Raw genomic sequence first — 13,960 nt, 5'->3', positions numbered from 1 at the left:
CGTGACCGGAGGGGCAGCGCGCCGTCGACCCTCCGGTCACCGCGGGGTCAGGTGTTGGTGATGCTGCCGCAGTTGGCGATCGGGACGAAGCCGTAGGCGACGATCACGGCGGGGTGGGCGCAGATCCAGCCCTGCGGTCCGAAGACACTCCGCAGCGCGACGCCGTGGGCGTCGGCGCCCGTGTACTCGGCGGAGCGGAAGATGTGCCACAGCAGCCGGCCGTACGGCGTGGCGAGGAACGGCGCGTTGATGTTCTGCGCGGCGTCGACGGGCGCGATCGTGTTGATGCTGCGCAGGGTCAGCGGGCCGGGAGACTCCACCGCCGTACCGTGCCCCCGGTGGACCTGGTCGATGCAGACGCCGACCGAGTACGGGAACACCGCGTCGATGTCGTCGAGCACCGGGTCGGTGCCCCGGTCGTTGCGCGGCCCGGAGGTCACGCAGGCGCCGGGGGCGATCGCCGTACCGCCGCCGAGGGCCTTCAGGAAGGCGACCCGGGTGTCCGAGGTGGACTGCGGCAGGTACGGCTTGACGGTGGCGTTGGCGAGAGAGGGGTCGATCTGCAGCCAGTTGGTGACGGTGCATTCGTAGACGGCCTTGAGCTGGGCGGTGGTGAGGTTGGCCGGTGCGTGGCCGCCCGCCTCGGCCGACCAGGTGACGGCGTCCTTGGCGAACGGTACGAAGGAGTACGGCTTGGGGTCGCCGGGCGCCACGGTGCGCGAGGAGCGGGCGAAGTCCAGCGTGCTGACCGTGGTGCTGATCAGCGCGGTGAAGCCCGGCCCGGAGCCGTCGGGCCGGTTGATCGGCACGGCACCGGCCTTGGGGGTGATCGGATTGGTGCCGGTCGCGTCCCAGCTGTAGAGGCGCGGCAGGCCGGGCGCGACGGCCCGTCCTCGCTCGCGGGCCCGGCCGCGAACAACACCCTGGTCACGAAAACTCGTTCTGGCCGCAGCGGAGTTGAGCACCGTTGACCTGCCCGCCCCGCCCGAGCGGGCCGCCGCGGGCGCGCCGGGAATTCTTCCCCCGGTCACCCGGCGGCGACCGGTCGGCCGACCGCCGCCGGGTGACCGACGAGTCAGGCGAGCTTCTGGCAGAGCAGCGCGTACGGCCGCGCCGCCCAGAGCTGCCACCAGGGCTGGCCGTAGGCCACACCGGCGACGAACTCGTCGTCCGCGCACTGGCCCTTGGTGAAGCCGTACGCGAAGTCGCCGCCGCCCGCGACCGCCGGGCGGTTGTCGCCGGCGTCGAACCACAGGGTGCGGCTCGCCGTACCGAGCGGGGCCGCGGACCGGGCGCAGAGCACGCCGAGCGTCCGCCCGTTGCGGCTGTAGCCGTTGACGAAGGAGCCGGCCGGGCACTGCGCCTTGGCGTAGCCCGGCGCCCAGTCGGTGGTCACGTACGTGCCGCCGTGGTCGACGAGGTAGCCGTGGTCCGCGCTCCAGAGGTTCGCGCGGGTGACGTCGGCGCACAGGCCGTTGTCACTGCCGTGGGCGAGGCCCAGCAGCCGGGTGCCGTCGGGGCAGGAGGCCTTGAGGGCCGACGGGTCCCAGTCCGGCCGGGTGCGCAGGAAGGCGGACTGGTTGTCGTCGATCAGACCCGCGCTGAGCGTGGTCCAGTTCACCAGCGGCGCCGGGGACTGCCCGGCGCTCCAGGACGTGATCGGCCACTCCCGGTGGAAGGCCAGGAACGGCAGGTCCTGCTCGAGCACCGGAGTGCCGAGGATCACCAGCCGGGCCATCAGCGCCCCGTTGATGTCGAGTCCGCCGTAGAGCCCGATCGTTCCGTTGACCACCGGCTCGGGGTGGGTGGCGTCCAGGAGCACCGAACCGTTCACCGCCACCCGCAGGTACGGCTCGATCGACGCCTTCACGCCGACCGTGTCGTAGAGGGCGACGGAGGCCTCGGCGAGCAGCCCGGCCTTGGCCGTGGCGGAGCCCCGGAGGTCGAGGCGCAGCGGGGAGACGGTGGAGGTGCCGGGGTCGGTGGTGGTGGTCCAGCCCGGACCCTTGACGTAGTCGGAGTGGACGCCCCAGGTGCCGTCGTACGCCTGCTCCGCGTCGAGGGTGACGGTGCCGTCGGCGCTGATGTCCGCGTAGAGGGTGAAGGCCAGGTTGATCACCACGGGCAGGACGCCGACCATGACCACCGGGCTGGCGCTGTACGAGGCCAGGGCGATCCGGACCGGGCCGGTGCTGCCGGCGAGGGCGGCGCTGACGTGCCAGTCGGCGTGGGCGCCCAGGGTGAAGCCGATCCGGGCCTGCTGCGGGTCGATCGCGCCGAGGCCGCCCCGGTAGGAGAAGTCGACGGCCGGGTGGAGTTCGACCGAGCCGGAGAGCCTGGCCGAGGAGCCGCCCGGCAGCGGGACGGTGGCGTCGGCGCTCAGGCCGAGGCCGCCGGACACCGTGCCGCTGCCGGAGGTCGGGCCGAGGTCGCCGGTGACCTGGAGGCCGCTGATCCACGGCTTGACCTCGAAGGCGGCGGGGCTTATCGCGCTGTGCAGGTCGGCGCTGGTCGCGCCGAGCAGTTCGGGGAGGGTCGCCGGGCGGGTGGTGACGGCCACCGTGCCGTCGGCGGCCGGCTGGACGCCGGTGACGGCGACCAGCGCGCCGTGCGGGGCGGCCGGGGTGGGCGGACTGTCGATCAGCCGGCCCGGCTGGACGGCGGCCGCGACGGCCGCGGACTGCGTCCCGGCGGAGGCGGCCTCGGCGGCTTCCGTTCCGGCCGGGGCGAGCACGGCGGCGCCGGCCTTCGGGTCGTAGGAGGAGAGCGCGAGCGCCGGGGCCCCGGTGGTGGTGGCGGGCGCGCTGCCCTGCGCCGGCCGTACCACGGTGGCCTCGGAGGTGCTGCCGTCGGCCGGGGGTGCCAGTGTCGTGGGCACTCCTGGGGCGGCGGAGGCTTCGGGGGCCCCGGTGGTGGTGGCGGCCGCGGTGGTCGTGGCGACGGTCGCGGTGGTGGCGGGCGCGGTCGCGGTGGTGGTCGCGGTGGTGGTCGCGGTGGTCGTGGCGGGCGCCGGGCCGGCTGCGGTGGCCGAGGTCGCGCCCAGGATGGTGCCGCAGAGGAGGAGCACGGTCGTTGTCGCGGCGGCTGACAGGGTCAGCTTGCGCACGGTCACGTGGAGGGTCCCTTCGTGTCAACGGTGCGGTGATGGTGCCGACTTGTGATCGGCCGGGTCGCCGGTGGCTCCGGCAGCCGGGAAGCTAGCAGTCGGCGGAGGGCGTCTCCTGGTGCTATGTGACGTTTCACGGGTCGCGATCATCAAGATGTCATGTCCCCGCCGCTGAAGCTTTGCCCCGTACTCGCCACCCCGGGAGGCCGGGGGCGGCGAGCCGTCATGGCCGTCCGGTCGTCCCGGCCGCCCGACGGCGCGAAGTCCATACAGCGCGCCCCTTTACTGAACTCGCGCGCCCCGAGGGCGACAAGCGGCCCGCCGGGGGCGCGCGGGAGCGCGGCACAGGACTCCCGCACCCCTCGTGCGACCACCCGCGGACGTGGACGCGCCCGCCCGGGGACGGCGAACCCGCGGCCCGCGACTCCCTCCGGGCGAGCCCGCGGGACACGCGTCCGAGGCGGTACCGGAGGGACGCCAACGGCCTTACGTCAACACGGTGATGACGAACTTCACCTGCCGGGGTGGAGTAACGGGCGAATCCGTCAGTAAGCCAACCATCCTGTCCTGTCGGGGTGCTAAGACTACGAAGCATGCGCGACAGGGCGCGGCGGTCGACCGGGACGGGCCGGCACGGGAGGAGGCGGGGCGGATGCGGGTGAACGGAGCAAGCCGGACGGTTGCCGTGGCCGGGGTGGATTTCGGCTGGGGCAGCTCGGGGAAGCTGAGTGCCGTACTGGCCGCCCTGCGGGCCCGCGGCGGCGAGCGGTCCAGATTCGTCGGACTGGCCTCGGGGCTGGGTCGGCCGGTGCTGGCGGGATCGCCCGTCGAGCGCTGGTTCGACCTGCCGGACGCGGAGCCGGAGCGGGAGCGGGAGCTCGCGCGGATCGTCCGGGAGCAGCGGGTCGGAGCGGCGCTGGTGGTACTGGACGGCGGGCTCGCCCGGGCCCTCGGCGACTGCGGGGTGCCGGTGGTCTTCGTGGACAGCCTGCCGTTCCTCTGGACCGAGGGGGACCGCGCCGAACTCCCCCTGGACGCCGAGGTCTACTGCGCGCAGCGGTGCGTCGACCTGCCGCCGGAGTGCACCGGGGTACTGGCCGACGTGCGGCGGCTGCGCTGGGTGGACGCGGTGATCGCCGGTGGCGGGGCCGGCCGGCGCGCCGCCCCCGGGCCGCGTCCGCGCCGGGCGCTGGTCACCCTGGGCGGGCTGCGCGCGCCCCAGCTCGAGGACTGGGCGAGCTATCCGCAGCTGGTGCTGCCCGCCGCGCTGGAGGCGCTGGCCGCGTCCGGGGTCGAGGAGGTGCACATCGCCGGCAACCTCCCGGCCTGGCTGGCCGGGCAGTTGGTGGACTCCTGTCCGGTGCCGGCGGCCACCACGGTCGGCGCGCTCGCCCACGAGGACTTCCTCCACCGCCTCGCCGAGTGCGACGTGCTGCTCGCCTCCCCCGGACTGACCACGCTGCTGGAGGCCGGCCGGCTCGCGGTGCCCACGGTCTGCCTGCCGCCGCAGAACCTCAGCCAGATCTTCAACGGCCGGTTCCACGAGCGGGCGGTGGGCGGCGGGTCACGCGTGGTCTGGCCGAAGGACGTGTTCGCCGAGGACGAGGCGCTGGCCCTGCGGGCCGGCGGCGAGGGCAGCGCGCTCGACCTCATCTACGGCGGCATCGCCCGGGCCGCCCGGCAGCATCGGCGCGCCACCTCCGCCGCGCTGCGGGGCCAGGTCGTCGAGGCGCTGCGCCGGGTGGAGCGGGAGCCCGGTACCGACTGGGGCGCGCTGACGGCCGAGGTCGGCACCGGGGGTGCGGCCCAGGTCGCCGACGCGCTGGTCGAAGTCCTGGGGGCCACCGGCCCCGCCCACTGATCCGTCCGGCCTCTCCGACCTGTCCGACCTGTCCGACCAGCACCTTCGACGAAAGGGTCCGGGTGTCCGCCACCACGCCAACGCGCGCTCGCTATCTGTTCATCCGCATCCTCGAAGCCTGCAACGCCGACTGCTTCATGTGCGACTTCGCGCTCTCCCGCGACACCTTCCGCTTCTCCCGCTCCGACTTCGCCGAGCTGCTGCCCCGGGCCAGGGCCGCCGGGGTCGGGTACGTCCGCTTCACCGGCGGCGAACCGCTGATGCACCCGGACGTGGTGGAACTGGTGCGCGCCGGTGCCGGGGCGGGCATGCGGATGTCGCTGATCACCAACGGCTCGATGCTGCCGAAGCTGGTGAAGGACCTCGCGGCGGCCGGGCTGGCCCAGGTGATCGTCAGCCTGGACGGCGCCTCGGCGGCCACCCACGACACCTACCGCCGCTCCCCCGGGATGTTCGACGCCGGGCTGCGGGGCCTGCGGCTGGCCGGAGAGCTGGGGGTGCTGCCGCGGGTCAACACCGTCGTCGGGCCGCACAACTACACCGAGATGCCGGAGCTCCGGCGGGTGCTGACGGAGGCCGGGGTGCGGCAGTGGGAGCTGTCCGCGCTCAAGCTGGACCGCTCGATCCGCTACCCCGACCCGGACCACGTGCGGGAGGTCTGCGACCCGCTCTACACCGCCGGTCCGCAGAGCGGGCTCGTCCCGATGGGCAAGCGCTTCTACGGCGACACCCCGGAGGAGCAGTGGCGCTACTTCGAGGAGTCCACCCCGCCCCGGGCCTCGCTGCCGCTCTGCCACGTCACGGACGACGTGATCTACATCGACGGCCGGCGCGGCCGGATGCACGCCTGCAGCTGCATCCCGCACCGGGAGGACGCCGACGGCCCCGGGGGCGCGCCGATCCGGGAGAACGGCGTACTGCTGCTGGACACCCCGGCCTTCCGGGAGCACGTGGACCACTTCCGCGAGCACGGACCCCGGGTGTGCAGCGGCTGCTCGACCACCGCGGCCGGCTACAGCGACGACGTGGCCCGGCTCGGAGAGGTGGCACCGTGGCGGTACTGACGACCGCTCCGGCGGTGCCGACCGCCGGCCCGACGGTGCTGCTCGCCTGCCGGGAGCAGCAATTGGACTCCGTGCTCGCGCTGCGCCGGGTGGCCGCCCATCTCGGCGACCTGCCCCGGTCGACCGACAACGGGCACGCGCTGCCGGACCAGGCCCTGCCCGGCGCCGCGCTGGTCTGCGACGAGGAGGCGACGACCGCGCGCCTCGCCCGGCTCGGGGTGCCGGTGCTGCACCTGCGCTCCGCCCCCGGTGCCCCCCTCGCCCCGCTCCCCGCGGACCGGATGCTCACCCGCGCCCAGTGGCCCGGCTGGCTGGAGCAGCCGGCCGGGGAGCGGTCGACCGGACTGCTGGCACCGGCCCGGCTGAGCCGCCGGCGGGAGCGGCAGGGCACCCTGCTGCTGCTCTCGTTCTGGGACGTCCCACCGGCCGAGGCCGAGGCCTTCGCCACCGGACCGCTGCCCGCGCTGGTCCGGGAGGCCGTCCGCCGCACCGGCTCCTGCGCCGTGGTCGGGGACACCGGGCTCGACCCGGTCCGCGCGGCCACCGCCGGCCTGCCCGGGGTGACGGTCGACGCGGCGGCCGGGGCCGACGCCGACGAACTGCACGCCCGCGCCGAACTCCTGCTCGCCTCGCCGACCTGGGCGGCCGTCGCACTGGCGCAGGCCCGGCGCGCTCCGCTCGCCTTCCTGCCCGCGCTCGGCAGCGCCCAGCGGGACCTCGCCGAGCGGGTCACCCGGCTCGTACCGGTTCCCGGGGCCGCCGACCCCGCCGATCCCGCGCTCTGGCAGCCGCCCTCGGCCGAGGAGCAGTGGGGCGCCGTCGGCCCCGGGCTCGACGATCTCCGCGGCGCGCAGGGCGTGGCCCGCACCGTCCGCCAACTCCTGCTCGCGCCGCCGTAGCCGACCACCCAGCCGCGGTCGCCGCGCCCACCGCCGTCGGCCGACGTCCCCCCTCGTACGGAGCACGCCATGTCCCACGCCGCCCCCACCGACCGCGAAGACACCACCGGACCTCCCCCGGCCAGGCCCGCCCCGGAGCCGGCCGAGTGGGACGACTGGCGCTGGCACATGCGCAAGCGCGTCAACACCGTCCAGAAGGCCCGGGACTGGATCAACCTCACCGAGGGCGAGGAGCGGGCCATCGCCGGCGTGGCCGGCCGCTACCGCTGGAGCATCACCCCCTACTACGCCTCGCTGATGGACCCCGACGACCCGCTCTGCCCGGTCCGCCAGCAGGCCGTGCCCGCCGCCGAGGAGCTGCTGGAGTTCCCCGGCGCCGAGGTGGACCCGGTCGGGGACACCCTCTACCGGCGAACCAACCGGGTGGTGCACAAGTACCCGGACCGGGTGATCCTGCTCGTCACCGAGGCCTGCCCGGTCTACTGCCGGCACTGCACCCGCAAGTTCCACACCACCGATCTCCAGGGCAGCTACTTCCGCGACGACGAGGGCGGCGCCTACGACGAGGACCTCCGCTACATCGCCGAGCACCCGGAGATCCGGGACGTGCTGCTCACCGGCGGCGACCCGCTCTCCTACCAGGACGGCCGGCTGGAGGAGATCGTCGCCGGCCTGCGCGCCATCCCGAGCGTGGAGATCATCCGGATCGGCTCGCGCTTCCCGGTGCTGCTGCCGCAGCGGATCACCGAGGAGCTCTGCACGATGCTCTCCCGCTACCACCCGGTCTGGCTGAACACCCACTTCAACCACCCCAAGGAGATCACCCCGGAGTCGGCCGCCGCCGTGGACCGGCTGCTGCGCCACGGGATCCCGGTCGGCAACCAGACCGTGCTGCTGCGCGGGATCAACGACGACGTCGCGACCATGCGCAGGCTGATGACCGAACTGCTGCGCATCAGGGTCCGCCCGTACTACCTGTACCACTGCGACAACGTCACCGGTGTCGCGCACTTCATGACCTCCGTCGAGAAGGGCTGGGAGATCATGGAGGGCCTCCAGGGCCACATCACCGGGTTCGGCGTCCCGCAGTACGTCCTCACCACGAAGATCGGCAAGATCCCGGTCTCCCGCCCCTCCTTCACCGAGACGCCCGACGGCGGCCTGCTGCTGCACAACTTCCGCGGTCAGCAGCTGCTCGTCGACGCCACGACGCACCCGATCACGGAGACGGACGCCCGATGACCCTCCACCAGCGGCAAGGCCAGCGTTTCCTCCCCTACGGCGCCAACTACCTCGACTGGTCCGACATGGCGGAGCTCAAGGAGGTGATCGACCACCAGGTGCTGTTCCGCTACCAGACCGAGCAGGAGAGCATGGCCTCCCGGCTGGAGCGCCGGGTGGGCGAGCGGCTCGGCGTCGCCCACACGCTGGCCGTGCACAACTGCACGGAGGCACTGCGGCTCGCCCTGATCTCCACCCGCCCCTCGATCGGCGACCCGGTGTACATCCCGGCCGTCACCTTCGTCGCGGTGGCCGGTGCGGTGCTGTCCTGCGGGCTGATCCCGGTACTGGTCGACGCCGACGAGTCGCTCGCGCTGGACCGGACCCTGCTGCCGCCGGACGCCCAGCGGGTGATCGTGGCCCACATGGAGGGCTCGGTGGCCACCCTGCCGGAGGGTGTGCCCTACCTGATCGAGGACTGCGCGCAGACCCTCGGCGGCCGGTTCCCGGACGGCCGGGAGGTCGGCACGGCGGGCTACGCCGGGGTGTTCAGCTTCCACCACAACAAGGTGCTCACCTCCGGGGAGGGCGGCCTCGTCGTCACGGGCGACGAGCGGGCCGGGGCCACCATGCGCTGCTACCACGACCACGGTTCGGCGCGGGTGCCCGGCCACTACCCGACCTGGGACCAGGACGCCCACTACGGCGAGAACTTCGTCACCAGCGAGGAGGTCGCCGCCGTCCAGTGCCAGCAGTTCCGGCACCTGGACGAGGTGCTGGCCGGGCTGGAGCGGATGTACGCGCTCGCCCTGTCCGAGCTGCCCGGCCGCACGGACATCCGGCCGCTGCCGCGCGCCCGCGGCGACGTCAAGGTGAGCATGCGCCTGCGCTGCGAGTCCCGGGAGCTGCGGGACGCCGCCGTGGCCGCCCTCACCGCCGAGGGCATCGCGCACTGGACGCTCGGCAAGTACCTGCTGCCCGAGCACCCGGTCCTCACCGGACGCCGCTCCCTGTACGCCGACGGTTTCCCCTGGAACCACGCCCCCGAGGGGCCGCTCCGGCTCAGCCGGGACGGCTTCGCCCGCACCCGCGACCTGCTGGACCGCACCCTGTGCCTGCCGCTCTCCCCCGAGCTCCCGGAGGCCGAGCAGGCGGCCGCGGTCAAGGCGGTCCGCCGCGTCCTGGAGACGGTGTGAGCGGCGCCGGCCCGGTACTGCTCATGGTGGACGACCGGCCGTCCACCTTCACCCGGTACGCGGCCCGCACACTCCCCGAGCACCTCGTGCTGCTGCGCTTCGAGGAGCTGCGCGCCGACCTCTCCGAGGACCATCTGCGCCGGACCGCCCACCTGCCCGCCTTCTGGGTGCGGGCCGGGGAGCCGCTGGAGCGGGAGGCGGAGCGCTACCGGTCCTGGGCCGGGGCCGAACTCCCCGTCGCGCCGAAGCGGTTCTGCAATCCCTCCGAGCCTCGGCAGGCGCTCGCCCAGCGCTTCGCCGCACTCGCCGGGCTGCCGCACCTGACCGAGCAGCAGGTGGCCTGGGTGCGGGACAAGGCCGCGATGAAGCAACGCTTCCGCGAACTCGGCCTGCGCACCGCCGCGTTCACCCGGGTCCGGGAGGCGGCCGCGATCACGGCCTTCGCCGCCGAGCACGGCTGGCCGCTGGTGCTGAAGCCGGTGGACTCCTTCGCGTGCGTGGACACCCACCGGCTGGACGGCCCCGAGGCGCTGTCCGGCCTCGACCTCGGCGCCCGGGACTGGATGGTGGAGGAGTTCCTCGGCGGCACCGAGTGGGAGGTGTGCGCGGTCGTGCACCGGGGCGAGGTGCTGGACGCCTGGCCGAGCGCGATGCCCTGCCGTCCGCTGGACATCGTCGACGGGGCGATGAACGCCAACATCAGCGTGGGCACCGACGAGGCGCCGCCGGTGGACCTGCGGGCGCTGCTGCAGACCGTCGTCGCCGGCATGGACATCGACCACGGCTACGCGCACATGGAGTTCTTCCTCGTCGACGGCGAGCTGTACGCCGGCGAGATCGGGCTGCGGCTGGCCGGCTGCGAGATCCCGGCCAACCACGGGCACGCGTACGGCTTCGACGTCTTCGGGGCCACCCTGGACGTCTACCGGGGGCTCGCACCGGATCTGAGCTATCGTCAGAGACGCTGCGCGGGCGACCTGTTGCTGCCGCTGCCCGGCTCCGGGACGGTCCACCGGATCACCCCGGCGGAGGACCTGCTGCGTGTCCCCGGGGTGGTCGAGGCCGTTCTCAAGGTCGGGGTCGGCGACACCGTCTCCGCCCGACGCGCCTCGCACAACGCCTCCGGGTACGTCCACGTGGTCGGGGCCTCGATCGAGGAGGTGGAGCGGCGGATGCGCGAGGTGCTCGGCGCCTTCGTGATCGACCTGGCCCCGTCGGCCGATCCGGTCCCCGTGACCGGTCCGGCCCCCGGCCGGGAAGGAGCCCGTTGAACCAGGTGAGCACCTCCGCCCCGGCCCGGGACACCCTGGTCCACCGCTTCGGCACGCTGCTGCGCCGCCCGCACGTGCCCGCGGTGGCGGGCTGGAGCCTGGTCTGCCGGCTCCCGGTCTACCTGATGTCGCTGGCCACCGTCCTGGTGGTCCGCGAGCAGGGCGGCAGCTTCGCCCAGGCGGGCCTGACCAGCGCGCTCTACACCGCCGGGATGGCGGTCGGCGGGCCGCTGGTGGCCAGGCGACTGGACCGCGACGGCCGGCGGCCCGTGCTGCTCGCCACCGGGCTGTGCTACCCGGCGGCGCTCGCCGCGCTGGCCTGGACCACCCGGCCCGGCTCCTGGGGACAGCTGGCCGCCGCCACCGCCGCCGGGATCGCCCTGCCGCCGGCCAACGCCTGCATGCGCTCGCTCTGGGCCCGACTGCCGCTGGCCGACACCGAACGGGACACCGCCTATCTCTGGGAGGCGATCCTCACCGAAGTCCTGGTGATCGGGGCGCCGCTGATGCTGGCCGCCCTGATGCTGGCCGGCTCGGCCGCACTGGCCGTCACCGCCGTGGCCGCGCTCGGCGGCGCCGGTGCGCTGGGGCTGGCCCTGGTCCGGCTCCCGCCGGGGACGGACCCGGACCGGGGCACCGAGCGGCGCGACCTGCTCGGCCCGCTGCGCAACCCGCCGATGCTGGCGCTCACCGCCGTCATGGCGGCCAGCGCCGTGCCGATCGGACTGCTCACCCTCGGCATCCCCGCCTTCGTGGCGGCGCACGGCTCCCCCGGCGGCACCGGCCTCGTCTACGCCTGCTGGGGCGTCGGCAGCGCACTGGGCGCGGTCTGGCTCGGGCGCTCGCAGTCCGACGTCCCGGCGGCGGTGCGCTTCCCGCGGCTGGTCCTGGCCTACGCGCTGGGGACGGGCCTGGCGCTGGCGGCCACCTCGCAGCCGTTGCTCGCCCTCGCCCTGGCCGTCGGCGGCGCTCCGATCGCGCTGGTGTCGGCCGTCGAGATGACCCTGGTCGGCGCGGTGGCACCGAACGGCTCGCTGGCGGAGGCCTTCACCTGGGCCTCGCTGGCCACCGTGCTCGGCGACGCGGTCGGTCAGCAGGCCGGCGGGCTGCTGGTGGAACCGCTAGGCGCACGCGGGGTGTTCGCCGTCGCCTTCGCCGTCGCGCTGGGCGCCGCCGTCCTGGCCTTCGCCGTCCGCCCGCTGCTCGACCGGGGCACCGCGTCCGCGACGGCCGCGGGGTGCGCCGTATGACCGGCCACCGCACACCCACCGCCGCACCCGCACCCACAACCGCACCCGCACCCGCACTCGCCTCCGCTCCAGGGGCGGCGCGGGCCCCGGTGCCACCCGCTGCCCCGTGCCACCCACCACTCCCCTCCCGCCCACGAGGTCACCGACGATGAAGCCCGAAGGCCCGCTGTTCCGGCCCGTCAAGCTCACCCAGTTCCCCTCGGCCGTCAAAGAGTTCCTGGCTTCGACGGACGTCCCCACAGCCGCTCCCGAGGACGCCTCCCCGGAATCCTCCGAGGGCACCACCCCGGGCACCACCCGCGGACCCGCCGCGGGCACCGTCGGGGTGCCGGTCCCGGTCGACGGCCGCACGGACCTGACGCAGAGCCTCGACCTCGCCGAGCAGCTGTACGACACCCTCCACCGCCCCCGGCCGCTCGACCTCGGCATCGTCCTCGGCGCCGACCGGCTGCCGGACGGCCTCGCCGAGCTGGCCGGTCCGCTCGCCACCGAGTGGCTGCCCGAGGAGCGGCTGGCCGACACCGCCGCCTTCCTCCGCGACCGCCCCGGCAGCCTGCTGCTGATCGGCTGCTACGAACAGCTCACCCTCGACCCGGTGCGCTCCCTGCTGTTCGCCACCTACCGCAGCCGCACCCACGCCCTGACCCTGCTGAGCGGGCGCGACGCCGCCTCGCTCGCCTGGAACGTCGCCAAGCAGTACGCCCGGCCGACCGCCGCGATCGGGGCGGTCGGGCTGTTCACCGACACCGACCGGCCGCCGCACCTGCCCGGCGTCCAGGTCCACGACGACCGCGACTTCGAGCGGGTCGACATCCAGACCGCGATCCTCGGCACCCACTGGCGCAAGGTCGCGTTCCAGGGCCACGGCAAGGACGACAGCGTCAACCTGGGCGAGTTCACCATCTGCGGCCTCAGCCCGGCCGCCGAGCCCCGGCCGGGGCTGCTCGGCCCGCGCTGCTCCTACGGACTGCCCTGCTACAAGCCCGAGGACAAGCTCGTCCCGCTGCACCGGGTACCGGCCGTCGAGGTGGTCCTCAGTGCCTGCAACAGCGGCCCGCTGGCCGACCTCGCCCTGTACGACCCGAAGTACCAGCTGCTGCTCAACGCGCTGGACGGCCCGGCGCGCACCGTGGTCGCCGCCGTCTCGGTGCACGACTCCGACCGGCCCGAGAACGTCGCCTGGATGCGCGCGGCCCTCACCGGTGGCGACACCGTGGACACCCTCAACGCCAGCCTGGCCGGTTCGCACCCGTACCCGGCCTTCCTGCGGTTCGGCCTGCCGGACGCGACCGCGCCCGCGCCCGAACCGGCCGACCACCGGCCCGACCCCCTGCTGCTCACCGTCGGCCGCCGGCTGAACGCCCTGCTCGGTTCCGAACTCCTGCCGCACAACCACGCCCTGCGCCCCCGGCTGACCAAGCTCGCCCGGAAGGTGGACCTCTGGGTGGCCCGGCCCACCCACCTCGCCGACCAGTCCGCCGCCGAGATCGGCGCCTCGCTCACCGCCGACCTGCAGTCGCTCGACCACGTGCTGGCCGGGCAGGTCGCGGCGGACCCCGAGGACGAGCTGATGAACTACCCGGCGCATTTCGGCGACCGCAGTTCGCTGGACCCCGAGGTGCGCGAGGTGACCTGCCACTGCGGGCGCCCGGCCCAGGAGTTCACCCGGCGCGGCCTGCTCCCGCAGATCCTCGACACCGTCTGCGCGGTCTGCATGCGCTGCGGGGACGTCACCTTCCGGCTGCCGGAGGCGCCCTCACTGCTCGCCCACAGCGCCGACGAGGTCCCGCAGGGCGGCGTCCTGGAGGTGCGCGCAGAACTCACCGCCGCCCGCACCGGCCCCGTCCGACTCGGCCTGTTCGTCCCCAGCTACCTGCGCGCGGACGCCACGGTCGAACCCGAGCACGCCAAGGTCCGCGCCGTCGGCGGCCGGCCGACGGACGTCGCGTTCCGGGTCCGCTTCGACCCCGCCACCGCCCCGCAGGCCTACTACTTCACCGTGTTCGCCGTCCAGGACCTCGCCGTCTCCACCGCCCGGCGCCACTTCGGCGTCCTGCCCGGCTGACCCGCCACCCCGCCCGCACACCCCGAG

Annotated in this window: 10 protein-coding genes; 8 read left to right on the top strand and 2 right to left on the bottom strand. The window is 74.5% G+C overall.

The window, feature by feature from the left end; genetic code table 11:
* Positions 1-47: 47 nt before the first annotated feature.
* Both ACIPYS_RS22030 and ACIPYS_RS22025 read right to left on the bottom strand, forming a co-directional pair.
* Positions 48-965 (bottom strand): substrate-binding domain-containing protein, encoded by a 918-nt coding sequence (locus ACIPYS_RS22030; RefSeq protein WP_400748464.1) that lies wholly within the window; start codon positions 963-965, stop codon positions 48-50.
* Positions 966-1,075: 110 nt separating this feature from the next.
* On the bottom strand, positions 1,076-3,112 hold the full coding sequence (locus tag ACIPYS_RS22025) for a hypothetical protein (RefSeq protein WP_400748461.1): 2,037 nt from the start codon (positions 3,110-3,112) through the stop codon (positions 1,076-1,078).
* 679 nt (positions 3,113-3,791) lie between these two features.
* On the opposite strand from ACIPYS_RS22025, the gene ACIPYS_RS22020 reads away from it, so the two are divergent.
* The 8 genes from ACIPYS_RS22020 to ACIPYS_RS21985 all read left to right on the top strand — a co-directional run bounded on the left by ACIPYS_RS22020 (position 3,792) and on the right by ACIPYS_RS21985 (position 13,933).
* Positions 3,792-4,967, top strand: a complete 1,176-nt coding sequence (locus ACIPYS_RS22020; protein ID WP_400748458.1) for a hydroxymethylcytosylglucuronate/cytosylglucuronate synthase — start codon at positions 3,792-3,794, stop codon at positions 4,965-4,967.
* A 62-nt stretch (positions 4,968-5,029) separates the two neighbouring features.
* The gene (gene blsE / locus ACIPYS_RS22015; protein WP_093858594.1) at positions 5,030-6,031 is read left to right on the top strand and encodes a cytosylglucuronate decarboxylase; all 1,002 of its coding nucleotides are present in this window, start codon (positions 5,030-5,032) and stop codon (positions 6,029-6,031) included.
* Entirely contained in the window at positions 6,019-6,930 is a 912-nt protein-coding gene (gene blsF, locus ACIPYS_RS22010; RefSeq protein ID WP_231978250.1) for a CGA synthase-related protein, read from the top strand. The genes blsE and blsF overlap by 13 nt, the downstream gene beginning before the upstream one ends.
* A gap of 69 nt (positions 6,931-6,999) precedes the next feature.
* Complete coding sequence (gene blsG, locus ACIPYS_RS22005; protein ID WP_093858595.1) at positions 7,000-8,172, top strand: arginine 2,3-aminomutase; 1,173 nt, start codon at positions 7,000-7,002, stop codon at positions 8,170-8,172.
* Entirely contained in the window at positions 8,169-9,347 is a 1,179-nt protein-coding gene (locus ACIPYS_RS22000) for a DegT/DnrJ/EryC1/StrS family aminotransferase (RefSeq protein WP_093858596.1), read from the top strand. Before blsG ends, ACIPYS_RS22000 begins: the two co-directional genes overlap by 4 nt.
* The gene (locus ACIPYS_RS21995) at positions 9,344-10,618 is read left to right on the top strand and encodes an ATP-dependent carboxylate-amine ligase (protein ID WP_400748452.1); all 1,275 of its coding nucleotides are present in this window, start codon (positions 9,344-9,346) and stop codon (positions 10,616-10,618) included. The genes ACIPYS_RS22000 and ACIPYS_RS21995 overlap by 4 nt, the downstream gene beginning before the upstream one ends.
* Positions 10,619-10,623: 5 nt before the next feature.
* Positions 10,624-11,868: an MFS transporter gene (locus ACIPYS_RS21990; protein ID WP_400748449.1), complete on the top strand. Its 1,245-nt coding sequence runs from the start codon at positions 10,624-10,626 to the stop codon at positions 11,866-11,868.
* A gap of 148 nt (positions 11,869-12,016) precedes the next feature.
* Positions 12,017-13,933 carry a hypothetical protein gene (locus ACIPYS_RS21985; protein WP_400748446.1) on the top strand — a complete coding sequence of 639 codons (1,917 nt, stop codon included), beginning with the start codon at positions 12,017-12,019 and terminating at the stop codon, positions 13,931-13,933.
* The last annotated feature ends 27 nt before the right edge of the window (positions 13,934-13,960 follow it).

It is taken from the genome of Kitasatospora sp. NPDC089913, assembly GCF_044748625.1.
GTDB lineage: Bacteria > Actinomycetota > Actinomycetes > Streptomycetales > Streptomycetaceae > Kitasatospora.
Note: the sequence above shows the minus strand (reverse complement) of the source record. Positions and strands in the feature narration are given on the sequence as shown.

Excerpts from the sequence above, each read along its gene's own strand:
- blsG (WP_093858595.1), top strand. The coding sequence starts at position 7,000 with ATGTCCCACGCCGCCCCCACCGACCGCGAAGACACCACCGGACCTCCC.
- ACIPYS_RS22000 (WP_093858596.1), top strand. The coding sequence starts at position 8,169 with ATGACCCTCCACCAGCGGCAAGGCCAGCGTTTCCTCCCCTACGGCGCC.
- ACIPYS_RS21985 (WP_400748446.1), top strand. The coding sequence starts at position 12,017 with ATGAAGCCCGAAGGCCCGCTGTTCCGGCCCGTCAAGCTCACCCAGTTC.